At 66.6% G+C, this 22829-nt stretch carries 16 protein-coding genes; 11 read left to right on the forward strand and 5 right to left on the reverse strand.

What is annotated here, in order from left to right; all coding sequences use genetic code 11:
* The first annotated feature begins 64 nt into the window (after positions 1 to 64).
* The 7 genes from OP498_RS05585 (at position 65) to OP498_RS05615 (ending at position 9446) form a co-directional block, all read left to right on the forward strand.
* The gene (locus OP498_RS05585) at positions 65 to 1201 is read left to right on the forward strand and encodes a GlxA family transcriptional regulator (RefSeq protein ID WP_280552876.1); all 1137 of its coding nucleotides are present in this window, start codon (positions 65 to 67) and stop codon (positions 1199 to 1201) included.
* A gap of 198 nt (positions 1202 to 1399) precedes the next feature.
* Complete coding sequence (locus OP498_RS05590; RefSeq protein WP_280552877.1) at positions 1400 to 2377, forward strand: dipeptidase; 978 nt, start codon at positions 1400 to 1402, stop codon at positions 2375 to 2377.
* 195 nt (positions 2378 to 2572) lie between these two features.
* Positions 2573 to 3121 (forward strand): DUF5943 domain-containing protein, encoded by a 549-nt coding sequence (locus tag OP498_RS05595; protein ID WP_280552878.1) that lies wholly within the window; start codon positions 2573 to 2575, stop codon positions 3119 to 3121.
* Positions 3122 to 3133: 12 nt separating this feature from the next.
* Positions 3134 to 5206 carry a dimethylglycine demethylation protein DgcA gene (dgcA, locus tag OP498_RS05600; protein ID WP_280552879.1) on the forward strand — a complete coding sequence of 691 codons (2073 nt, stop codon included), beginning with the start codon at positions 3134 to 3136 and terminating at the stop codon, positions 5204 to 5206.
* 94 nt (positions 5207 to 5300) lie between these two features.
* Entirely contained in the window at positions 5301 to 7361 is a 2061-nt protein-coding gene (locus tag OP498_RS05605) for a (Fe-S)-binding protein (RefSeq protein WP_280552880.1), read from the forward strand.
* Positions 7358 to 8650, forward strand: a complete 1293-nt coding sequence (locus OP498_RS05610; protein ID WP_280552881.1) for an electron transfer flavoprotein subunit alpha/FixB family protein — start codon at positions 7358 to 7360, stop codon at positions 8648 to 8650. The genes OP498_RS05605 and OP498_RS05610 overlap by 4 nt, the downstream gene beginning before the upstream one ends.
* Positions 8640 to 9446 carry an electron transfer flavoprotein subunit beta gene (locus tag OP498_RS05615; protein WP_280552882.1) on the forward strand — a complete coding sequence of 269 codons (807 nt, stop codon included), beginning with the start codon at positions 8640 to 8642 and terminating at the stop codon, positions 9444 to 9446. The genes OP498_RS05610 and OP498_RS05615 overlap by 11 nt, the downstream gene beginning before the upstream one ends.
* Positions 9447 to 9520: 74 nt before the next feature.
* Here OP498_RS05615 and OP498_RS05620 read toward each other — a convergent pair whose 3' ends face one another.
* The gene (locus OP498_RS05620) at positions 9521 to 10045 is read right to left on the reverse strand and encodes an invasion associated locus B family protein (RefSeq protein ID WP_280552883.1); all 525 of its coding nucleotides are present in this window, start codon (positions 10043 to 10045) and stop codon (positions 9521 to 9523) included.
* 253 nt (positions 10046 to 10298) lie between these two features.
* On the opposite strand from OP498_RS05620, the gene fdhA reads away from it, so the two are divergent.
* From fdhA to OP498_RS05640, 4 genes are all read left to right on the forward strand, one after another.
* On the forward strand, positions 10299 to 11492 hold the full coding sequence (gene fdhA, locus OP498_RS05625) for a formaldehyde dehydrogenase, glutathione-independent (protein ID WP_280552884.1): 1194 nt from the start codon (positions 10299 to 10301) through the stop codon (positions 11490 to 11492).
* 130 nt (positions 11493 to 11622) lie between these two features.
* Positions 11623 to 13368 carry an NADH-ubiquinone oxidoreductase-F iron-sulfur binding region domain-containing protein gene (locus OP498_RS05630; RefSeq protein WP_280546840.1) on the forward strand — a complete coding sequence of 582 codons (1746 nt, stop codon included), beginning with the start codon at positions 11623 to 11625 and terminating at the stop codon, positions 13366 to 13368.
* Positions 13369 to 13379: 11 nt separating this feature from the next.
* Positions 13380 to 16364, forward strand: coding sequence for a molybdopterin-dependent oxidoreductase (locus OP498_RS05635; RefSeq protein WP_280552885.1), 2985 nt, complete (start codon positions 13380 to 13382; stop codon positions 16362 to 16364).
* A 158-nt stretch (positions 16365 to 16522) separates the two neighbouring features.
* Complete coding sequence (locus tag OP498_RS05640) at positions 16523 to 16870, forward strand: hypothetical protein (protein ID WP_280546843.1); 348 nt, start codon at positions 16523 to 16525, stop codon at positions 16868 to 16870.
* A 200-nt stretch (positions 16871 to 17070) separates the two neighbouring features.
* Here the strand turns inward: OP498_RS05640 and OP498_RS05645 are convergent, their stop codons facing one another.
* From OP498_RS05645 to purU, 4 genes are all read right to left on the reverse strand, one after another.
* Positions 17071 to 18885 carry a BCCT family transporter gene (locus OP498_RS05645; RefSeq protein WP_280552886.1) on the reverse strand — a complete coding sequence of 605 codons (1815 nt, stop codon included), beginning with the start codon at positions 18883 to 18885 and terminating at the stop codon, positions 17071 to 17073.
* A gap of 177 nt (positions 18886 to 19062) precedes the next feature.
* Positions 19063 to 20619 carry a trimethylamine methyltransferase family protein gene (locus OP498_RS05650; protein WP_280552887.1) on the reverse strand — a complete coding sequence of 519 codons (1557 nt, stop codon included), beginning with the start codon at positions 20617 to 20619 and terminating at the stop codon, positions 19063 to 19065.
* 79 nt (positions 20620 to 20698) lie between these two features.
* Complete coding sequence (folD, locus tag OP498_RS05655; protein WP_280552888.1) at positions 20699 to 21622, reverse strand: bifunctional methylenetetrahydrofolate dehydrogenase/methenyltetrahydrofolate cyclohydrolase FolD; 924 nt, start codon at positions 21620 to 21622, stop codon at positions 20699 to 20701.
* 15 nt (positions 21623 to 21637) lie between these two features.
* Complete coding sequence (gene purU / locus OP498_RS05660; RefSeq protein WP_280552889.1) at positions 21638 to 22516, reverse strand: formyltetrahydrofolate deformylase; 879 nt, start codon at positions 22514 to 22516, stop codon at positions 21638 to 21640.
* Between the last annotated feature and the right edge of the window lie 313 nt (positions 22517 to 22829).

Below are 22829 nucleotides of genomic sequence, written 5' to 3' on the forward strand. Positions count from 1 at the left end.
CAGCGGGCGTGCGGATACCGACATAACAACAAAATGTGTACGACATCCGTACAGGAGTCCTGCCATGACGACCTCTCCCCCGCCGCCGCAAAAGCCAGCCGCTCCCCAAGCCATCGGGTTCCTGCTGCTGGAAAACTTCACCCTCTTTTCCCTGGCCTCGGCCATCGAGCCGTTGCGCATGGCCAACCAGCTGGCCGGTCGTGAACTCTACCGCTGGTTCACCCTGAGCATCGATGGCGACCCGATCTCCGCCAGCGATGGTCTCAAGGTCACACCGGATGCGGCGATCACGGTGCCGCTGGCGCTGGACATGGTGGTGGTCTGTGGCGGGGTGGGGCCGGCGCGCGCGGTGCAGCGCGAGCATGTCGTCTGGCTGCAGGGGCAGGCACGCCTCTCCCGTCGGCTGGGCGGCATCTGTACCGGTAGCTGGGCGCTGGCCAAGGCGGGCCTGCTGGATGGCTATGAGACCAGCGTCCACTGGGAGTGCCTGGCTGCCATGCAGGAGTCCTTTCCCCGGGCCGTGCTGACGACCCGGCTGTTTACCATCGATCGCGAAAGGGCGACCTCGTCAGGGGGTATTGCCCCCCTGGACATGATGCTCACCCTGATCGGACGGGACCATGGCCGTGAACTCGCGGCAGGCATTTCCGAAATGTTCATCTGTGACCGGGTACGCGGAGAGCAGGACCTCCAGCGTGTGCCGCTCAAGCATATCCTGGGGACCACTCAGCCCAAGCTGCTGGAGATCGTGGGGCTCATGGAGGCCAACCTCGAAGAGCCCATCGCGCTCGAGGAGCTGGCCGCCTACGTCGACGTGTCGCGTCGCCAGCTCGAGCGGCTCTTCCAGAGATACCTGCTCTGCTCGCCGTCGCGCTACTACCTCAAGCTGCGACTGACCCGCGCACGCCAGCTGCTCAAGCAGACGTCGATCTCGATCATCGACGTGGCCTCCGCCTGCGGTTTCGTGTCCACGCCGCACTTTTCCAAGTGCTATCGGGAGTTCTTCGGCCGCCCGCCTCGCGACGAGCGGCTGGGAACGAGTCCCGTCAGGTCGCCGGTGCCGCCTTGCGAGCGGGAAGGGGCCAACCTGGAGTTGCTGACCTTCGAGCCCTACCCGGTCGAGCCGGTCTCATCGGCGATCATGGCGCTCGACCAGGCGCGCGGAGAGCCGACCTACGCCAGCGTCCTGCTGCGTTCCTGAGCGATGCCTTCCTGAGTCCCCCCCTGCCGGGTCGCCATGCCTGCCCTTGACCGGCAGGCATGGCGCCTGTGTCAGCGTTCGTCGTAACCACGATAGTCATGACGTTTTTGGAATCCTCTCCGTCGCTTCCAGGCGCCGGGCCGGGGCAGGCCAGCGCTATGCTGCCGTCGAGTCGAACACATCCCCGGAGCGGCACACATGACCCCAAGAGAGCTGCACGACGACGCCATCGTCATCGATGGCCTGATCATCGCCAAGTGGAACCGCGAGCTGTTCGAGGACATGCGGCGCGGCGGGCTGACGGCGGCCAACTGCACGGTGTCCGTCTGGGAGGGGTTCCAGGCCACCGTCGACAACATCGTCAGGTCCAATGCGCTGATGGCCGAATGCAGCGACCTGGTGCGTCCCGTGCGCACCACCGCCGACATCACCCGGGCCAAGGAGGAGGGCAAGACCGGCATCCTCTACGGCTTCCAGAATGCCCACGCCTTCGAGGACCAGATCGGCTACGTGGAGGTGTTCAAACAGCTGGGCGTCGGCATCGTGCAGCTGTGCTACAACACCCAGAACCTGGTGGGCACCGGCTGCTACGAGCGCGACGGCGGCCTCTCCGGCTTCGGCCGCGAGATCGTTGCCGAGATGAATCGCGTCGGCATCATGTGCGACCTCTCCCACGTCGGCGAAACCACCTCCCGGGAGGTCATCGAGGCCTCCGAAAAGCCGGTCTGTTACTCCCACTGCCTGCCCTCCGGGCTCAAGGAGCACCCGCGCAACAAGTCCGACGCCGAGCTCAAGTTCATCGCCGACCGCGGCGGCTTCGTCGGCGTGACCATGTTCACCCCCTTCCTGCGCGCCGGCATCGACGCCACCGTGGACGACTACGTCGAGGCCATCGAGTACGTGATGAACATCGTCGGCGAGGACGCCATCGGCATCGGCACCGACTTCACCCAGGGCCACGACCAGGACTTCTTCGAGTGGCTGACCCACGACAAGGGCTACGCCCGCCGCCTGACCCGCTTCGGCGAGATCATCAACCCCGAGGGCATTCGTACCATCGGCGAGTTCCCCAACCTCACCGAGGCGCTCTCGCGTCGCGGCTTCAGCGAGCCCCAGGTGCGCAAGATCATGGGCGAGAACTGGGTACGTGTGCTCAAGGACGTCTGGGGCAGCTGACGGGCAGCCACCGTGGCGGGGATGTCCCCTGCCCGAAGTCGCGGCTTTACCGGCGATAGGTCTACGAGGGGGCGCTGTGAATCCCTCCCTGGACGCTACTTTTGCCATCCATGGCAAAAGACCCCCTCTACGACCTATCCCCGGCGCCGCTCACCTCACACCTCACACACAACAATGATTTAGAGGAACACGATCGTGACCAAGATGGCCCCCGAACTGCCCATCGAGGTGGACGCCGAGACCGGCGTCTGGACCACCGACGCCCTGCCCATGCTCTACGTGCCCCGGCACTTCTTCATCAACAACCATCTGGCGGTGGAAGAGGCCCTGGGTGCCGAGACCTACGCCGAGATCCTCTACCACGCCGGCTACAGGAGTGCCTGGCACTGGTGCGAGAAAGAGGCCGAATGCCATGGCCTCCAGGGGGTGGAGGTCTTCGAGCACTACATGACGCGCCTCTCGCAGCGCGGTTGGGGCAAGTTCGTGACCGAGGCCATCGATCTCGAGGCGGGCACCTGCCGGGTGCGACTCGAACACAGTGCCTTCGTCTACCAGCTGGGCAAGGTCGATCGGAAAATCGAGTACATGTTTACCGGCTGGTTCGCCGGGGCCATGGACCAGATTCTTGCCGCGCGTGGCAGCGATCTGCGCACCCTCGCCGAGCAGGTCCAGAGTGCGGCCGAAGAAGGCTGCGACGTGGGCATCTTCATCACCCGGCCGCTTACCTCCCACTCCCAGGGCTGAGGACTCATCACCATGGCATTCGACGCACTCTTCCAGCCGATCCAGATCGGCAAGCTGACCATCCGCAATCGGGTGGTCAGCACGGCCCATGCCGAGGTGTATGCCACCGACGGCGGCATGACCACCGAGCGCTACGTGAAGTACTACGAGGAGAAGGCCAAGGGGGGCTGCGGGCTCTGCATCTGCGGCGGCTCGTCGGTGGTTTCCATCGACAGCCCCCAGGCCTGGTGGAGCTCGGTGAACCTGGCCACCGATCGCATCATCCCGCACTTCCAGAACCTCGCCGATGCCGTGCACCAGCACGGCGGCAAGATCATGATCCAGATCACCCATATGGGGCGTCGCTCGCGCTGGGATGGTCACGACTGGGTCACCCTGCTGTCGCCCTCCGGCATTCGCGAGCCGGTCCACCGCTCGACCTGCAAGACCATCGAGGAGGAGGAGATCTGGCGCATCATCGGTGATTTCGCCCAGGCCGCACGGCGGGCCAAGGCGGGTGGCCTCGACGGGGTCGAGCTATCCGCCGTCCACCAGCACCTGATCGACCAGTTCTGGAGCCCGCGGGTCAACAAGCGCACCGACCAGTGGGGCGGGAACTTCGAGAATCGCATGCGCTTCGGCATGGAGGTGCTCAAGGCGGTGCGCGCCGAGGTCGGCGACGACTTCGCGGTGGGCATGCGCATCTGTGGTGACGAGTTCCATCCGGACGGCCTCTCCCACGAGGACATGAAGCAGATCGCCGCCTACTACGATGCCACCGGCCAGGTCGACTTCTTCGGCGTGGTGGGGTCGGGTTGCGATACTCACGATACCCTGGCCAATGTCATTCCCAACATGGCCTATCCGCCGGAACCCTTCCTGCACCTGGCAGCGGGCATCAAGGAGGTGGTCAAGGCGCCGGTGATCCATGCCCAGAACATCAAGGACCCCAACCAGGCCGAGCGGATCCTGGAGGGTGGCTATGTGGATCTGGTCGGCATGACCCGGGCGCATATCGCCGACCCGCACCTGATTGCCAAGATCAAGATGGGCCAGGTGGACCGTATCAAGCAGTGCGTGGGGGCCAACTACTGCATCGACCGTCAGTACCAGGGCCTGGACGTGCTGTGCATCCAGAACGCCGCCACCTCTCGAGAGTACATGGGCCTGCCGCACATCATCGAGAAGAGTGAGGGCACCAAGCGCAAGGTGGTGGTGGTCGGCGGCGGCCCCGGCGGCATGGAGGCGGCGCGGGTGGCCGCCGAGCGCGGCCACGACGTGACGCAGTTCGAGGCCGCGGAGCAGCTGGGCGGGCAGATCACCATCGCCTCGAAGGCCCCCCAACGCGACCAGATCGCCGGCATCACCCGCTGGTACCAGCTGGAGCTGGCGCGGCTTGGCGTCGACCTGCGCCTGGGGACCCGCGCCGACGAGGCCACCATCGCTGATCTGCGACCCGACATCGTGGTGCTGGCTACCGGCGGCCAGCCGTTCATGAGCCAGCATCCGGGGTGGGGCTATGCCGAGAATCCCGAGGAGAGCCTGGTGGTCAGCACCTGGGACATCCTCTCTGGCCGCGTGGCGCCGGGCAGCAATGTGCTGGTCTATGACGCCATCTGCGAGTTCTCGGGCATGTCCGCGGCCGACTACCTGGCCGACAAGGGGGCCAAGGTGGAGATCGTCACCGACGACATCAAGCCCGGCGCGGCGGTGGGGGGCACCACCTTCCCGACCTACTACCGCAGCCTCTACAAGAAGGAAGTGATCATGACCTCCGACCTCGCGCTGCATAGGGTCTATCGCGAGGGGACGAGCCTGGTGGCGGTGCTCGAGAATGAGTACACCGGTACCCAGGAAGAGCGGGTAGTCGACCAGGTGGTGGTGGAGAACGGCGTGCGGCCCGATGAAGCGCTTTACTACGCCCTCAAGGGAACGTCGCGCAACCGCGGCCAGCTGGATCTGGAGGCGCTCTACGCCATCCAGCCCCAGCCCTGCCTGTCGGAGGAGGGCGAGGGGTTCCTGCTGTTCCGGCTGGGTGATTGCAGTGCACCGCGCAACACCCATGCGGCCATCTATGACGCCCTGCGGATCTGCAAGGACTTTTAAACCCAGCCGTAAGCTGTAAGCCGGAAGCTGTAAGTGTGGGGGTAACTTGCCGCTTATAGCTTAAGGCTTACGGCTCCTCATCGAGGAAGCCGAGATGCTCGAGACCTTGCTACCGATACTGATCTTCGCTGCCCTGGGCCTGGCGCTGCTCGGCGCCGGGCGGCGCATCCGTCTGTGGCGCCAGGGGCGGCCATCGCCTGTCCCGATTCTCAAGGGGCTGGCGGCCATGCCGCGCCGCTATCTGGTGGACCTGCACCATGTGGTGGCCCGGGACAAGGCGATGTCCAACACCCACGTGGCCACCGCCGGCGGCTTCGTCGCCGCGGCGGTGCTGTTGATCCTGGTCCACGGCCTGGGGCTGGGCTCTGGTCTGGCTGGCGGCGTGCTCGGTTGGGCACTGCTGGTGGCCAGCGCCACCATGTTCCTCGGCAGCCTGTTCGTCTATCGGCGCCGCCGCAACCCGCCCGCCCGGCTCTCCAAGGGAGTCTGGATGCGATTGCCGAAGAGCCTGATGGCCTTCTCTCTCGGCGTCTTCGCCATCACCTTGCTCCGCGTCGGGTTGTTGCCCGAGGGCCTGCTCGAAGGGGCGGGTGGCTGGATTCTGGCCTTGGTTCTGGCGGCGGTCGTCACCTGGGGGTTGGCAGAGATGGTCGTCGGGATGACCTGGGGCGGGCCCATGAAGCACGCCTTCGCCGGTGCCCTGCACCTGGCCTTCCATCGCCGTCCGGAGCGCTTTTCCACGAAGGCCGGCGGTGAGGGGCGTTCCACCGGCCTCAAGGCCCTGGACCTGGACGATCCCGAGGCGCCGCTAGGCGTCGAGACGCCCGCCGACTTCACCTGGAACCAGCTGCTCGGCTTCGATGCCTGCGTACAGTGTGGCCGCTGCGAGGCGGTTTGCCCGGCCTTCGCCGCCGGCCAGCCGCTCAATCCCAAGAAGCTGATCCAGGACATGGTGGTGGGCATGGCCGGGGGCAGTGACGCGGCCTATGCCGGCAGCCCCTATCCTTCACAAGAGCCTGGGGGAAAGCCCGTTGGTGAGCACTCACTTGAACGGTATGGTTCCCCCCATGGGCCCATCGTGGCTTCGCTTCACGAGCATGACGGCAAGGCCCTGGTGGACGCCGAGACCCTGTGGTCCTGCACCACCTGCCGGGCCTGTGTCGAGGAGTGCCCAATGATGATCGAGCACGTCGATGCCATCGTCGACATGCGTCGTTTCCTGACCCTCGAGCGTGGCCAGACCCCCAACAAGGCGCCCGAAGTGCTCGATAACCTGATCGCCACCGACAATCCCGGCGGCTTCGACCCCGGTGCCCGGATGCACTGGGCTACTGATCTGGAACTGCCATTGATGGCCGACCTCCAGCAGGTCGACGTCCTGCTCTGGCTCGGCGACGGGGCCTTCGACATGCGCAACCAGCGCACGCTCAGGGCGTTGGTGAAGGTCCTGCGTGCCGCTCGCGTGGATTTTGCCGTGCTCGGCAACGAGGAGCGCGACAGCGGCGACGTGGCCCGGCGCCTGGGCGACGAGGCCACCTTTCAGAGCCTGGCGCGGCGCAACATCGCCACCCTGGCGACATATCGTTTCCAGCAGATCCTGACCTGCGACCCTCACAGCTTTCACGTGCTGGGCAATGAGTACGGCGAACTGGGTGGCGTCTATGAAGTGCGTCACCACAGCACCTATATCGCCGAGCTTTACGAGGCGGGTCGCCTGGCCTTCCGGCCCTGGAAGGGCGGGCGCGTGACCTGGCACGACCCTTGCTATCTCGGCCGTTACAACGGCGAGTACGAGGCCCCGCGTCAGGTGCTCCGTGCACTGGGTATCGAGGTCGCCGAGATGGAACGCTCCGGCTTCCGTTCGCGCTGCTGCGGTGGCGGCGGTGGCGCGCCGATCACCGATATTCCCGGCAAGCGGCGGATCCCCGATATGCGTATGAACGATGTCCGCGAGACCGGAGCCGAGCTGGTGGCGGTGGGCTGCCCGCAATGCACCGCCATGCTGGAAGGCGTCGTCGATGCCGGTGCCGAGGTTCGCGATATCGCCGAGCTGGTCGCCGAGGCCCTGGTGGAACCCTCGACATCGGTAGCCACCGATGCGGTTGGCCACGATGCGCGGTCGATAAGACACCTGGCCGAGGAGGTCCCGCTATGAGTGAGTCCAACAGCGAGATGCTGCGTCGCGATCCCCGCCAGGCGTGGATCGCCCGAAACCGGCTGCATCCCCGGCACCTCGAGGTGCTGGCTGAACTGGGCACAGGGGGCGGCCAGGAGGCGGCCAGTGAATGGCTGGGGCCAAATGGCCTGATTCGCCGGAATCCGCGTACCGTGGGCTTTATCGGGCCCCATGGCGTAAAGCGCATCGACCGCAGTGGCGTCCAGCAGGGCAGGGTCGTCGCCGGTGCCCAGGCATCGCCCGCCGCGTGCAAGCCGCTGGTCGAGATCGAGGCGCCGGCCTTTCTGGTGGCCGTGGTGCCGGACATGGCCGGCGGGCGCCTGACCTCCCACGACCGCGACCTGCTGGGGCTCGCCCGTCAGCTGGCCGATGCCGACCCGGATAGCCGGGGAGCAGTGCTGGCCGTGGTCTTCGGCGGGCACAAGGAGAATGGCGTCGGCGACGCGGGAATCGATCGGGTGCTGCATTTCGACGATGAGGCCTTTGCCGGCTTCTCCCCCGAGGCCCGGCTCGGCGCCCTGGCGGCGGTGGAGCAGGCCTGGACACCCAGGCACTGGCTGCTGCCGGACTCCCCGCTGGGCGGTGCCGACCTGGGCCGGCGGTTGGCGGCGCGGCTCGGCGAGCGACCGGCCACCGGCGTCTGGCAGCTGGAGGCCGACGCCGGGAGTCCGCTGGGCTGGTGCTGCACCGCCCGAGGCGCGGCGAACAGCCTGGATATCCGGCGGCCCTTGCCGCGCCTGGCCCTGATCCTGGCCGAGTGCGCCGAGCCGGTCAGCGAGACCCGCCACGCAGCCCGGCTTCTGGCCCTGCCCGAGGCTTTGCCGCCGCAACTGGCGCGCCTCGAGGACCTCGGCCAGGTGGCAGTCGACCCGGCCGGGGTGGCGCTGTCCGAGGCCGAGTTCATCCTCTCCGCCGGCAACGGCGTGCGGGACTGGGAGGGCTTCCATCATGCTGCCGAGGTGCTGAGGGCGACCGAGGGGGCTTCCCGGGTGGCGGTGGACGACGGCCACATGGCCCGGGACCGGCAAGTCGGCGCCACCGGCACCTGGGTTAGCGCCCGGGTCTATGTGGCCGTGGGCATCAGCGGGGCCATCCAGCACCTGCAGGGGATCCAGCGCTGCGACAAGGTGGTGGCCATCAACATGGATCCCGGCTGCGACATGATCAAGCGCGCCGACCTGGCGGTGATCGGCGACTCGGCCAGGGTGCTCGAGGCGCTGGTGGCCCTGGTGGAGCAGTCAAGGGAGGAGAAGCGTCATGCGGCCTGAGACACAGGTGGCCCCGAGCCTGGCGGTGACCGTGCTGGTCTCGGTCGGTCGCCACCCGCTGACCGGCCGCGGCAGGCAGGCCGATCAGGATGCCCGGGGCGTGGAACTGGCCCGCTCGATACCGCAGGCCGAGGTGAGCCTGCTGCATGCGGGCCCTCTGGGCGATGCCAGCGAGACGGCCCTGCGCGGCTATCTGGGGATGGGCTTCGAGTCCCTCTTGCTGCTCGAGCAGCCCGATGGGGCCGACGTGCTGCCGGCCCTGGCCGAGCGCCTCGAGGCGGCCGCGCCGCAGCTGGTGATCACCGGAGAGCGGGCCGAGCAGGGCGAGGGCTCCGGCCTGCTGCCCTACCTGCTTGCCGAGCGCCTGGGCTGGCCGCTGGTCAGCGGCCTGGCGGCCGTGGAAGAGGTCGCGGAGGGCGTCGCCACCCTGTTGCTGGCCCTGCCCCGCGGACAGCGGCGGCGCCTGAGGGTCCGCCTGCCGGTCATCGTCACCGTGAACGCCGCCGCGCCGTCGCCGCGCCAGAGCGCCTATGGCCCGGCCCGGCGGGGTCAGTTGGTGCTAGAGGAGGCTCAGGTGGTCCACGACGAGGAACTGGCCAAGTGGCAGGTTCAGCCGGCTCGCAAGCGGCCCAAGCGCCTGAAGATCATCAAGGCGGCCTCGGCGCGGGATCGGTTCAAGGCCGCGGCGGCCAAGGCCGAGGGCGGGAGGGGACAGGTGCTTACCGACGTGACCCCGGAGCAGGGGGCCGAGGCAATCCTCAGGCTGCTGCGCGAGGAGGGCGTCCTGCGCCGCTGATCATGCGGTCGGCCAGACGACGACAGCCCCGGCACCTTGCCGGGGCTGTCGTCCGTGCGGGGCAGGCGAGAACGTCAGGGCGCGATGCGCTCGCTGGCATCTGTGAAGCCCATCAGGGAGATGTCCAGGTCCATGCGATTGCCGCGCGGCCCGATCAGGCTGAGGGTCGCGCTGCTGCCGCTGCGCAGTCCCTGCAGCAGGGGTGGTTCAAGTGGCAGGTCGGCGCGGCAGCTCTGTTCCAGGCAGACCTGGTAGGGGAACTGGGCCGGCTCGCCGCCTCCCACGCTGAGCTGCAGGCCCGGGGCGAGACGCACGCCCAGCGGCAGCAGGAAGGTCATCGCCGGCCGGCCCTCGAGCTCGGGGGGATAGCCCACGATCACCCGCATCAAGGGATCGTTGCTGCCCGGATTGGTGACCAGTTGGCTCATGGTGCAGGCGCCCTGGCTCCCGGCGGGCGGGCAGATGACCTCCCAGTCCCGGAATTGCTCGGTGCGGACATCGGCTCCCGGCGTTGTCTGCTGGGCGACGGCATGCGAGCCCAGGGCCAGCAGCGACAGCAGGGCGGTCATGCACAGGCGTCTTGCGAGACGGTTCGACATCGGTGGTTCCTCCTTGGTTTCAGGGGCCGTGACTGTACAGAGTACACAACCATGCCTGTTCGCCCTCGCGAGGTCGAGTCCCGCCGTGCCGTGGACGGGGGCCTGAAGGCCCCTGTCCTGGAGGCGTGTCTCGAACAGGCATGCGGGTGCCTCTGTGGGACAAGTGGGCCGCCTCGCAGGCCTTAGGCTGGAGCAGCGGAAGCCTCCGCCACGTTACAACGCCGTCCGTTACAACAATATCGAGGAGCCAGCCATGAGTGCAGCCAACCGCGGAGTCGTCTACAAGGGCCCTGGCCAAGTCGCCGTCGAAGCCATCGCCTATCCGGAACTCGCCCTCGGCAACCGCAAGTGCGACCACGGCGTGATCCTGAAGGTCGTCACCACCAACATCTGCGGCAGCGACCAGCACATGGTGCGTGGCCGCACCACCGCGCCGTCCGGCCTGGTGCTGGGCCACGAGATCACCGGCCTGGTCATCGAAGCCGGCCGCGACGTCGAGTTCATCAAGCCCGGTGACCTGGTCTCGGTGCCGTTCAACATCGCCTGCGGGCGCTGCCGCAACTGCAAGGAGGGCCGGACCGGCATCTGTCTGAACGTCAACCCGGCGCGGCCCGGCGCGGCCTACGGCTACGTCGACATGGGCGGCTGGGTCGGCGGCCAGACCGAGTACGTCATGGTGCCCTATGCGGACTTCAACCTGCTGAAGTTCCCGGACGCCGACCAGGCCATGGAGAAGATCCGTGACCTGACCCTGCTCTCCGACATCTTCCCCACCGGCTTCCACGGCTGCGTGACCGCGGGCGTCGGGCCGGGCAGCACCGTCTACATTGCCGGTGCCGGTCCGGTAGGCCTGGCGGCGGCGGTCTCCGCCCAGCTGCTGGGGGCCGCCTGCGTGATCGTCGGCGACATGATCGAGGAGCGCCTGGCCCAGGCGCGCAGCTTCGGCTGCGAGACCCTCGACCTGACCCAGGAAGGCGACATGGCCGACCGGATCGAGGCGATCCTCGGCGAGCGCGAGGTCGATGCCTTCGTCGACTGCGTCGGCTTCGAGGCCCATGCCTGTGGTTGCAACCATGGCAAGGAGGCCCCCGCCACCGTGCTCAACTCCGCCATGTCACTGACCCGGGCCGGCGGCCAGATCGGCATCCCCGGCCTCTACGTGACCGAGGACCCCGGCGCCACCGACGATGCCGCCAAGCATGGCGCGCTGAGCATGCAATTCGGCCTCGGCTGGGCCAAGTCGCATAGCTTCCACACCGGGCAGTGTCCGGTGATGAAGTACCACCGTCCGCTGATGCAGGCGATCCTGTTCGGCAAGGTGAATATCGCCGATGCGGTCAATGTCCAGATGATCACTCTGGACCAGGCGCCTCAGGGATACGCCGATTTCGATGGCGGTGCGGCGAAGAAATTCGTCATCGACCCCCACGGCAGCGTCGCCGCCTGATTACCTGTGACCTGCCCCGGCCCCAGGCCGGGCCATTCCCGAAACGGCTCCTGCATATCCGTCGGTTGCCTCCCGGACCAGCCGGGCATTGCCCCTGCCCGGGGCCGGTGCCAACATGCAGGATAGGCAAGTGCCAACCGATAACAACGAGCACGCCATGACCGTCGAGACCGTCACCCCCAAGCGCCGTTTCCGCAGCAGGCCCCGTGGCCGTGAGCTGCCCCCCGTCGCCCTCGCCTCGTTGCGTCAGCTGCTCGGCGACGAGCGCAGCGATCCGGGGCTGCGGCGCCGTGATTTGCTGATCGAGCACCTGCACGCTCTCCAGGACGCCCATGGCCATCTCTCGCTGGTGAACCTGCGGGCGCTGGCCGCCTACATGAACCTGCCCATGGCGGCGGTCTACGAGACGGCGACCTTCTACGCCCACTTCGACGTGGTGCATGACGACCAGTCGCCGCCGCCGGCGGTGACGGTGCGGGTCTGCGATTCACTCTCCTGCCAGCTGGCCGGCGCGGCGACGCTCAAGGCGCAACTGGCGGCCGGTGTCGACCCGCAGGCGGTGCGGGTGCTGCGCGCGCCCTGCATGGGGCGCTGCGAGACGGCACCGGTGGTGGAAGTGGGGCACCACCATGTGCTCTTCGCCACCGCCGAGGGCGTGGAGGCGGTGGTGGATACCGGCCACTTCCATCCCGAGGCGATCGTCTGGCAGCGCCTGGCGGACTATCGCGGCGAGGGCGGCCACGGGCTGCTCGCTGACTGCCGCGCGGGACGCATCACCGTCGAGGCACTGATGGCGATGCTCGAGACCGCCAACCTGCGCGGCCTGGGCGGCGCCGGCTTCCCCACCTTCAAGAAGTGGCGCTCCGTGCGCCAGGAGCGGGGGCCGCGCTACTGCGCGATCAATGCCGACGAGGGCGAGCCCGGCACCTTCAAGGACCGTTACTACCTGGAGCGCTCGCCGCACCGCTTCCTCGAGGGGGCCCTGGTCAGCGCCTGGGCGGTGGAGGCCTGCGCGCTCTATATCTACCTGCGTGACGAGTACCCCGGCCTGCACCGGGTGCTGCACGAGGCGATCGGCGAGCTCGAGGCCGCCGACCTGGTGCCGCCGGGCTATATCGTGCTGCGCCGCGGCGCCGGGGCCTACATCTGCGGCGAGGAGTCGGCGATGATCGAGTCGCTGGAGGGCAAGCCCGGCAAGCCGCGCCATCGCCCGCCCTTCGTCGCCCAGCAGGGCCTCTTCGGCCAGCCGACCCTGGTCAACAACGTCGAGACCGTCACCTGGATCCCGTTGATCTGGGAGAAGGGCGCCGACTGGTTCGCTGGCCAGGGTCGCCACGGCCGCCAGGGCCTGCGCAGCTTCTCGCTCTCCGGCCGGGTGCGGCGTCCTGGGGTCCACCTGGTGCCTGCCGGCATCACCTTGAACGAGCTGGTCGAGGAGCACGGCGGCGGCATGGCCCAGGGGCACCGGCTCGCCGGCTACCTGCCCGGCGGCGCCTCCGGGGGGATATTGCCGGCCAGCAAGGCGGACATTCCCCTCGATTTCGATACGCTTCAGGAACACGGCTGCTTTATCGGTTCGGCGGCGATCATCGTGCTCTCCGACCAGGACGACCTCAGGGCGGTGGCCACCAATCTGCTGGCCTTCTTCGCCGACGAATCCTGCGGTCAGTGCACGCCGTGCCGGGTGGGCACCGAGAAGATGCTGACCCTGCTCGAGCGCGACGAATGGCGCGTCGAGGAGCTCGAGCGCTTGTCCCGGGTGATGATGGACGCCTCCATCTGTGGCCTGGGCCAGGCGGCGCCCAATCCGGTGCTGGGGCTGCTCAAGGATTTCCGTGGCGAGCTCGCCGGCCAGAACGTGATCGTGAAAGGGTAGGGAGACTGACGATGGCACAAGAGACCTTTACCCTGACCCTGGATGGCGCCGAGGTCAGCGCCCGTCCCGGCGAGACCCTCTGGCAGGTGGCCAGGCGCGCCGGCGAGACCATCCCGCACCTCTGCTTCAAGGATGCCCCCGGCTACCGCAGCGACGGCAACTGCCGCGCCTGCATGGTGGAGATCGAGGGCGAGCGCGTGCTGGCGGCGAGCTGCCTGCGCGAGGCGACCCCCGCCATGGTGGTGAAGAGCGCCAGCTCCGAGCGGGCGCGAGTCTCCCGCGAGGGCGTCATGGAGCTGCTGATGGCCGACCAGCCCGAGCGCGATGACAGCCCCGACCGCTCGAGCCACTTCTGGGCCATGGCCGACCAGTTGGCCATCGACGCCAGCGCGGTGCGCGAATGGCTGCCGGCGCGTGCCGAGCGAGGCGCCCCCACGGTGCACCATGTCGCCGAACGCGACGCCGCGCTCCCCCATGCCCACGGCCATGACGCCAGCCATTCGGCGATGAACGTCAATCTCGATGCCTGCATCGCGTGCAACCTCTGCGTGCGCGCCTGCCGCGAGGTCCAGGGCAACGATGTCATCGGCCTGGCCCATCGCGGCGCCGCCGCCAAGATCGTCTTCGACTTCGACGACCCCATGGGCGCGAGCACCTGCGTGGCCTGCGGCGAGTGCGTCCAGGCCTGTCCCACCGGGGCGCTGATGCCGGCGACCCTGGTCGATGCCGCGGGGCACGGCGACTCGCAGGCGGCCGATCGCACCGTGGATTCGGTCTGCCCCTACTGCGGGGTGGGCTGTCAGCTCACCTACCATATTCAGGAGGGCCCCAGTGACCGCGAGGGGCACCGGGGGCAGGGCGAAGGGGAGGTCCGAGGACCAGGGACGGCCGAGGTAGCGTCCAGGGAAGGATCCACAGCGCCTCCCCGCAGTACTGTCGCCGGGTCAGCCCCGAGCGAAGGACGTATACTCTTCGTCGAGGGTCGAAATGGACCGTCCAACCAGGGCCGGCTGTGCGTCAAGGGCCGCTTCGGCTTCGACTACCCTTACCATCCCGCACGCCTCACTCGGCCGCTGATCCGCCGGCCGGGCGTGCCCAAGGGGCTCGATCCCGGCTTCGACCCCCTCGACCCGCTGACCCATTTCCGCGAGGCGAGCTGGGAGGAGGCGCTGGACCTCGCCGCCCGGAGACTCGGCGATCTCAAGGCGGCCCATGGTCCCGACGCCCTGGCCGGCTTCGGCAGCGCCAAGTGCTCCAACGAGGAGGCCTGGCTGTTCCAGAAGCTGGTGCGCACCGGCTTCGGCTCCAACCATGTCGACCACTGCACCCGGCTCTGTCACGCAAGCTCCGTGGCGGCGCTGATGGAGTGCATCGGCTCGGGGGGGGTGACCGCCTCCTTCATGCAGGCCCTCGAGGCCGAGGTGGTGATCCTCACCGGCTGCAACCCGGCGATCAACCACCCGGTGGCGGCCACCTACTTCAAGCAGGCGGCCAGAAACGGCACCAAGCTGATCATCCTCGACCCCCGTGGCCAGGCGCTGGACGCCTATGCCCACCGCAGCGTGCGCTTCACCCCCGGTGGCGACATCTCGCTCTACAACGCCATGCTCAATGTCATCGTCAGCGAGGGGCTCTTTGATCAGGCCTATATCGATGCCCACACCGAGGGTTTCGAGGCGCTCAAGGCCCATGTGCAGGACCTGACCCCCGAGGCGATGTCGCCGGCCTGTGGCGTCGCCCCCGAACAGATCCGCGAGCTCGCCCGGCTCTATGCCAACGCCGACAAGGCGATGATCTTCTGGGGGATGGGCATCTCCCAGCACGTGCACGGTACCGACAATGCCCGCTGCCTGATCTCCCTGGCCCTGGCCTGTGGCCACACCGGCCGCCCCGGCACCGGCCTGCACCCGCTGCGCGGCCAGAACAACGTCCAGGGCGCCTCCGACGCCGGCCTGATCCCCATGGTGCTGCCCGACTACCAGCCGGTGAGCGACGCCCAGGTGCGTGCCGCCTTCGAGGAGCTGTGGAACACCCCGCTCGACGCCACGCCGGGGCTCACCGTGGTGGAAATCATGGACGCCATCGCGGCCGGGACCATCAAGGGGATGTACATCCTCGGCGAGAACCCGGCGATGTCCGACCCGGACCTCGACCATGCCCGGGCGGCCCTGGCCAGGCTCGAGCACCTGGTGGTGCAGGACCTATTCGTCACCGAGACCGCCCAGTTCGCCGACGTCATCCTGCCGGCCTCAAGCTGGCCGGAGAAGGACGGCAGCGTCACCAACACCAATCGCCAGGTGCAGCTGGGCCGCGCCGCCGTGCCGCTGCCCTTTGATGCCAGGCCCGACTGGTGGATCATCCAGCAGATCGCCAACCGCCTGGGCCTGGGCTGGGCCTATACGCACCCGCGTGAAGTGTTCGCCGAGATGAAGCAGGGCATGGCCTCCCTCGACCACATCTCCTGGGAGCGCCTGGAGCGCGAGAGCTCGGTGACCTATCCCTGTCCCGCCGACGACGCCCCCGGGGCGGACGTGGTGTTCAGTGAGGCCTTCCCCACCGCGAGCGGGCGAGCGACCTTCACCCCGACCCGCCCGCTGCCGCCGGACGAGCCCATCGACGGCGACTACCCCACGGTGCTGATCACCGGGCGCCAGCTGGAGCACTGGCATACCGGTTCCATGACCCGTCGCAGCCGGGTGCTCGACGACCTCGAGCCCGAGGCGGTGGCGAGTCTCGCGCCCGCCGAGCTGGTGCGCCTGCGCATGACGCCGGGCGAGCCGATCACCATCACCACCCGGCGGGGCGCCATCACCCTGAAGACGCGGGTCGACCCGCTGATGGTCGAGGGGATCGTCTTCGTGCCCTTCTGCTACGTGGAGGCGGCGGCCAACATCCTGACCAACCCGGCGCTCGACCCGTACGGCAAGATCCCGGAATTCAAGTATGCCGCATGCCACTTGGGTCATGCCGCATCGGCATTGGCGGAGGGCGACTGAGGTCCGTGAGGCTGGTATAAATTAGACACCCACCGGTGTATGCGCGTTGTGCATGACTTGCAACATTTTGCGCCAAGGGTGTCTAACCTGATTAGCAAGATATGATGTTGCATTCGCCTATTGAGGCGCATTTTCCGAAGCCAACGGAGGTCACATATATGATCCCACAGGACGTACTTAAGAAGGTCGGTATTCTTGGTATCGCATTTGGCTTGGTCCTAGGTCCACAGGCCTTTGCTGCCGATGAGCCAGCAGCAAAGGCCACGGATTCGGCGGCCAATCCCGTGGAAGAGGGTGATCTGGACGAAACCCTTAGGGATGGCGAAATGGTGAGTGAAGACAAGGTGCCTGACCGCGTCAAGTCCACGGATTCGGCGGCCAACCCGGTTGAAGAAGGTGATCTCGATGAGGCGGTAGGACCCAATGGTGAAACGCTGAGCGAAGATGAGGTGCCTGACCGGGTCAAGGCCACGGATTCGGCGGCCAACCCGGTGGACGATGAGTGAGATATTGCCGATTCATAGCACCTAGCATTGGCGGTTCACGCCAGTGAAAGCAAGACGCCCCCGAGATCGGGGGCGTCCTTTTTGTAAGTGCTTGTTCTTTGGAAGTACTTATCTATACCTGCTTCCTTGTAGGGTTTCGCGTAGAGACGCAGCGGCTTGCCAAACCCTTGCCGGACCCGGCGAGCATGGCAAGCAAGCGGTCAGCCTTCCGCCAGCTTTAGGTGCGGGGCGGTATGGCCGAGGTTCTCCAGCAGGCTCTCGCTGTACCAGTCGATGAAGTCGATCACCCCGAACTCGAAGGTCTCCGAGTAGGGGCCGGGCTCATAACCCCGGGAGTTGATCCCGCGCTGGTTCTCTTCGGTCAGTCGGCGATCCTGTTCGTTGGTGGCGTCCCAGACGCGGCGCAGCTGGGTCGGATCGTAATCGACGCCCTCCACGGCGTCCTTGTGGACCAGCCACTTGGTGGTCACCACCGTCTGCTGGGGCCCCAGCGGCATCACCCGGAACACCACGGCATGATCGCCCATGAAGTGGTTCCAGGAGTTGGGCAGGTGCAGGATGCGCAGGGCTCCGAGGTCGGCGCTGGGGAGGCGGCCCATCAATTTCCTGCATCCTGGCTTGCCGTCCAGGGTCATCGAGACGGTGCCTTCTAGCAGCGGGGTGCGGGTCAGGCGGTTGCGCTTGCCCAGTCGCCTCAGCTGCCAGGGCACGCCCATCTCTCCCCACTGCTGCTGCTTGTGCGCCACCAGCGCCTTGTAGGTCGGGGTGGCGCGGGGGTCGTCGCTGTCGTCGAACTCTTGCAGCGAGTTGAGCAGCTCCGGATGGGCCGCATTGCAGTGGTAGCACTCGCGGTTATTCTCGATCACCAGTTTCCAGTTGGCCTGCTCGATGATGCTGGATTCCACCGCCACCTTGACGTTGTCCATGTCGTAGGGGGCGAGGTAGTGCGCCAGGCTTTCGAGGAGCTCCTCGATGGCCGGGGGCTCATCGGCCAGGCTGACGAAGAGATAGCCGCCGGCGGTGCGCACGTTCACCGGCTTGAGTCCGTAGGCGGCGAGGTCGAAGTTCACCCCCATGTCGCTGCCCGCGAACAGCAGCCGGCCATCCAGCTCGTAGGTCCACTGGTGGTAGGGACAGACCAGCTTGGCGACCTTTCCCTTGTCGCTGACGCAGAGCCGGGAGCCGCGATGCCGGCAGACGTTGTGGAAGGCATGGATCCTGCCGTTATCGCCCCGCACGATGACTACCGGGTTGTCGCCCGCCTCCAGGATGTCGATGACATGGCCCGGCCATCCCCAGATCCTCGACCCCAGGATGGGATAGAAGATCGAACGCATGGTCAGCGGTAGCCCCTTGTTGTAGGCAAAGATCGCCAGCGCCAGGGTGACCACCGCGTAGTTGGCCCAGGGGTGCAGCCCCCAGTGGAAGATGGTGGCAGCCATGCCCAGGCGTGCGGCGGCTTCCGGATCACCGAAGGCAGCACCCAGCGGCGCCCAGTCAGTGCGTGCCCCGTTCTCCAGTGCAGTACCACCCATGGCGCTGGCGAAGTGCGACATGGGCTCGGAGACGCCGTAGAACATCAGCCCGATGCCCATGCCGGCGGCAAAGAGCATGGAGAACCACGACAGGTAGGAGAAGTCGGGTCTTGCCCGGGCGCCACCGATGCGCACCGTGCCCAGCGGGGAAACGATCAGCGCAAGACAGAGCACCACGAAGAGATTGGCCGCGAGCAGGAAGAACCAGGTCAAATGGCCGGTCAGCCAGTTACGCAGGCCCGTGAACATCGGTTCCACGTCGCTGTGATACACCAGCGTGAGGATGACGAAGAACAGCGTCACCAGGGCGGAAACCCCCAAGACCTTGCCGTGGATGTCGAGGCTGAAGCTGAACTGGCCGGTGATGTTGTCCTGTCCGATGACGTAGTCGGTATTGATCAGGTTGGCGGGGCCGTCGGGAGCGGGCACGCCAGGGGTGTTCTGGATATCCGGTGGAGTGGGAGGGATTCTCGGTTCCATGGAGGGGTTTCTCGGCTGTTGTTGTTGTCTGCCCGACTGTCGGGCGCACGGTGATACGGCCTGACGACGTCGTGAGCGTGTCAGGACTCTGGTTCGGGGCGTGTTGATAGGTGCGGGGCGGGGGTCTCCTCTGGTTTCTGGAAAAGTGTCGGCCGGGCGAGGCCCGGCCGATGGCGGTCACACATTGGCGTCGGGGAAGGCAGCCTTGCGCGTCGCCATGTACTCGAGTAGGGCCTCGTCGATGGCGGGGTCCAGCGGCGGGGCCTCGTACTCGGCGAGCAGTTTCTTCCAGCGGGCGTTGGCGCGCTGGGCCATGTCCAGACGGCCGTCGGCGTCCCACTGCTCGAAGCTGTTGTTGTCGGTGATCGGCGAGAGATAGAAGGCAGACTTGAAGTTTGCCTGAGTGTGGCTGCAGCCCAGATAGTGCTGGCCGGGGCCGACCTCGCGGATGGCGTCCATTGCCTGACCGTTCTCGGAGAGGTCCACCCCTGTGAGCAGGGTCTGCATCATGCCGGTCTGGTCGGCGTCCATGATGAACTTCTCGTATCCCATGGCGAGCCCACCCTCCAGCCAGCCGGCCGAGTGCAGGGCGAAGTTGACCCCACCCAGGGCGGTGGGGAGCAGGGTGTTGGCGCTCTCGCTGGCGGCCTGGGCGTCGGGGAGCTTCGATGCTGTGAGCGAGCCGCCGGAGCGGAAGGGCACACCGAGACGTCGCGCCAGGTTGGCCATGACGTAGAGCACCAGCGCCGGTTCCGGTGTGCCGAAGGTGGGCGCACCCGACTGCATCGACATGGAGCTGGCGAAGCTGCCCATCACCACGGGGGCGCCGGGGTTGACCAGCTGGATGAAGGCCATGCCGGCCATGGCCTCGGCCAGGGTCTGGGCGGCGGTACCCGCCACCGTGACCGGTGACATGGCACCGGCGAGGATGAAGGGCGTGACGATGCAGGCCTGGTTGGCCCGGGCGTAGACCTTGGCGGCGCCCAGCATGGTGTCGTCGAAGGTCATCGGCGAGTTGGCGTTGATCAGGTTGATCACGCAGGTGCGCGGCTTGCCGGTGTCAGGATCGATCCAGCGCTCGCCGAAGAGGATCTTCGCCATCTCCACGGTATCGTGGGCGCGATCGGGATGGGTCACCGAGCCCATGAAGCACTTGTCGGAGTACTTCATATGCGCATAGATCATGTCGAAGTGACGCTTGTTGACCGGGAGGTCCACAGGCTCGCAGATGGTGCCGCCGGAATGGTGCAGGCTCGGCAGCCGGTAGGCGAGCTTGACGAAGTTCTGGAAGTCCTCGAGGGTCCCGTAACGCCGTCCGCGATCGATGTCGTGGACGAAGGGGCAGCCGTAAGCGGGCACGAAGACGGTATGGTCGCCGCCGATCTCGACGTTGCGCGCGGGGTTGCGAGCGTGCTGGGTGAACTGGCGCGGGGCACTCGCCTGGATCAGGCGGCGGCACAGGCCGCGCGGGATGCGTACCCGCTCCCCCTGGACGTCTGCACCGGCGTCACGCCAGATCTGCAGCGCCTCCGGGTCGTCCCGAAAGTCGATGCCGATCTCCTCGAGGATGGTGTCGGTGTTGTCCTCGATGATCGCAAGGCCCGCGTCGTCTAGCACTTCCATGCGGGGAATGCGGCGGGTGGCGTAGGCGGCGAGTTCGGCGGCGCCGCCCCGGCCGGCGCGGCGTGCACCGCCGGCCGGGCGTGAACGACGGCGTGTGGTAGTGGTGGTCATGGCAGTCTCCGGGCGTTGTTGTGGGGCGTCAGAGCAGCGACTCGCTGTACCGGCAGGGGTATGCGCGATCACGTCAGGCTCATGGTGCTTCGACCACCTCGTCTTCCCAGGCGCGCGACACGATGTCGTCGGGAAAGGGGAGACGGTACTGGCGGCAGGTTGCGGCGAGGGTGTTGAGCAGCAGGCAGGCGATCGTCATGGGGCCGACGCCACCGGGCACCGGCGTGATGGCGCCGGCCACCTCGCGGGCGCTATCGAAGTCCACGTCGCCCACCAGACGGACCTTGCCGTCGCGCTCGACCCGGTTGATGCCGACATCGATCACTGTGGCGCCGGGCTTGATCCAGTCGCCTCCGATCATGGACTCGCGCCCCACGGCACTCACCAGGATGTCTGCGCGCCGGCACTCGTCGGCGAGCGAGTGTGTGGCGGAGTGCGCCGTGGTGACCGTGCAGTCGGCCTGAAGCAGCAGGCTGGCCATGGGCTTGCCGACGATGTTCGAGCGGCCGAGCACCAGGGCACGCTTGCCGCGCATCTCGCCGAGGTGGTGGGTGAGCAGCATCATGCAGCCCAGCGGCGTGCAGGGGACCACCCCTTCACCACTGCCGGTGGCTACTAAGCCGACATTGATCGGATGAAAGCCGTCGATGTCCTTGACCGGGTCGATGGCCTGGATGACCCGGGCCTCGCTGACCTGGGGCGGAAGTGGCAGCTGCACCAGGATGCCGTGTACTTCCGGGTCCCCATTGAGTCGCTCGATCAGGCCGAGCAGCTTGTCTTGGGGCACACTGTTGGCGAGACGGTATTCAAAGGAGGACATCCCCGCTTCGCGTGCCTGGTTCGCCTTGTTTCGCACGTAGATTTGGCTGGCCGGCTCCTCGCCCACGAGAATCACCGCGAGTCCCGGAGTGATCAGGTCACGCTGTCGCAATATGCCGATCTGGCGGCCGATCTCTGCCCGTAACCGTGCTGCTCGCGCCTTGCCGTCGATGATATTGGTCATGTCGTCCCCTTGCCGTCAGCGGAATACCACGGTCTTGTTGCCGTTGGTGAAGACCCGGTGTTCGAGGTGAAAGCGCACGGCACGGGAGAGTGCCATATTCTCGGCATCGCGACCCACGGCAGCGAGTTGAACGGGGCTGTAGGTATGGTCGACCCGCTCCACGACCTGCTCGATGATCGGACCCTCGTCGAGGTCGCTAGTGACGTAGTGGGCGGTGGCCCCAATCAGTTTTACCCCACGCTTGAAGGCCTGATGATAGGGCTTGGCGCCCTTGAAGCCTGGCAGGAAGGAGTGGTGGATGTTGATCGCACGGCCCACCAGTGCCTCGCACATGGCGGGGGAGAGGATCTGCATGTAGCGCGCCAGTACCACCAGTTCGGTACCGGTTTCCCTGGCAATAGCCAGTATCTTGCGTTCCTGTTCGTGCTTATTTTCCGGAGTGACGGGGAGGTAAAAGAAGGGAATCTCGTACCAGTCCGCCAGTGACTGGAGGTCCGGGTGATTGGAGACGATGGCCGGTATCGCCATCTTTATCTCGCCGGTGCGTTGACGATAGAGCAGGTCGTCGAGGCAATGGTCGAATTTCGACACCATGATCATTACCTTGGGGGGCGTCAGGGTGTCGTGTATTTCCCATTGCATGTCGTCGTGTTCCGCCACGCAGGTGCCGAATTCGTTCCGAAGTTCGTTGAAGCACGGCGTGAGCCCCGGGGTGGTGGAAAAGACGCAGCGCACGTAGAAGTTACCGGTGGCAATTTCGTCGAACTGTGACATTTCCATGATGTAGCAGTGGCAATTGGCCAGGTAGGTAGCGATACGCGACACGGTACCGATCGCGCCCTGACAACTGGCCTTGAGTACATAGATGTTCTTTCCTTCGCTCACGGCGGACATGGCAGGTCTCTCTGTTGTGGAATTGTTGTTGTGTCGTGACTGTCACGAAATGTACTCCGGTGGCGTCGGCGCGCATGCTTGAAGACGACCCAAAACGTTGTCGCAGCGACCGCGTCGGGAAATGTTTAATGTTTGAAAAACATGATTCAAATCAATAAATTGAAGGGAGATATCTGAAGCGCTTGAAGGGGCGAGGTGCATGGCGTTTCTTGACATAAAAGCGTCGCTTGCATGGATGTGCTCCCTGCGGAGTGCGCCTACTCTGCTTTCGCAACCTCACCTTTACCGCGATCGGGTGACATGACCAGGAGCG

This window comes from Halomonas sp. 25-S5 (assembly GCF_029889845.1).
Taxonomy (GTDB): Bacteria; Pseudomonadota; Gammaproteobacteria; order Pseudomonadales; family Halomonadaceae; genus Halomonas.

Bases quoted from the DNA above. Each gene is read 5' to 3' on its own strand.
- folD (WP_280552888.1), bottom strand. From the start codon at position 21,622: ATGACCAATATCATCGACGGCAAGGCGCGAGCAGCACGGTTACGGGCA.
- OP498_RS05635 (WP_280552885.1), top strand. From the start codon at position 13,380: ATGGCACAAGAGACCTTTACCCTGACCCTGGATGGCGCCGAGGTCAGC.
- fdhA (WP_280552884.1), top strand. From the start codon at position 10,299: ATGAGTGCAGCCAACCGCGGAGTCGTCTACAAGGGCCCTGGCCAAGTC.
- OP498_RS05640 (WP_280546843.1), top strand. From the start codon at position 16,523: ATGATCCCACAGGACGTACTTAAGAAGGTCGGTATTCTTGGTATCGCA.
- purU (WP_280552889.1), bottom strand. From the start codon at position 22,516: ATGTCCGCCGTGAGCGAAGGAAAGAACATCTATGTACTCAAGGCCAGT.
- OP498_RS05650 (WP_280552887.1), bottom strand. From the start codon at position 20,619: ATGACCACCACTACCACACGCCGTCGTTCACGCCCGGCCGGCGGTGCA.
- OP498_RS05585 (WP_280552876.1), top strand. From the start codon at position 65: ATGACGACCTCTCCCCCGCCGCCGCAAAAGCCAGCCGCTCCCCAAGCC.
- OP498_RS05590 (WP_280552877.1), top strand. From the start codon at position 1,400: ATGACCCCAAGAGAGCTGCACGACGACGCCATCGTCATCGATGGCCTG.
- OP498_RS05615 (WP_280552882.1), top strand. From the start codon at position 8,640: ATGCGGCCTGAGACACAGGTGGCCCCGAGCCTGGCGGTGACCGTGCTG.
- dgcA (WP_280552879.1), top strand. From the start codon at position 3,134: ATGGCATTCGACGCACTCTTCCAGCCGATCCAGATCGGCAAGCTGACC.
- OP498_RS05620 (WP_280552883.1), bottom strand. From the start codon at position 10,045: ATGTCGAACCGTCTCGCAAGACGCCTGTGCATGACCGCCCTGCTGTCG.
- OP498_RS05610 (WP_280552881.1), top strand. From the start codon at position 7,358: ATGAGTGAGTCCAACAGCGAGATGCTGCGTCGCGATCCCCGCCAGGCG.
- OP498_RS05605 (WP_280552880.1), top strand. From the start codon at position 5,301: ATGCTCGAGACCTTGCTACCGATACTGATCTTCGCTGCCCTGGGCCTG.
- OP498_RS05645 (WP_280552886.1), bottom strand. From the start codon at position 18,885: ATGGAACCGAGAATCCCTCCCACTCCACCGGATATCCAGAACACCCCT.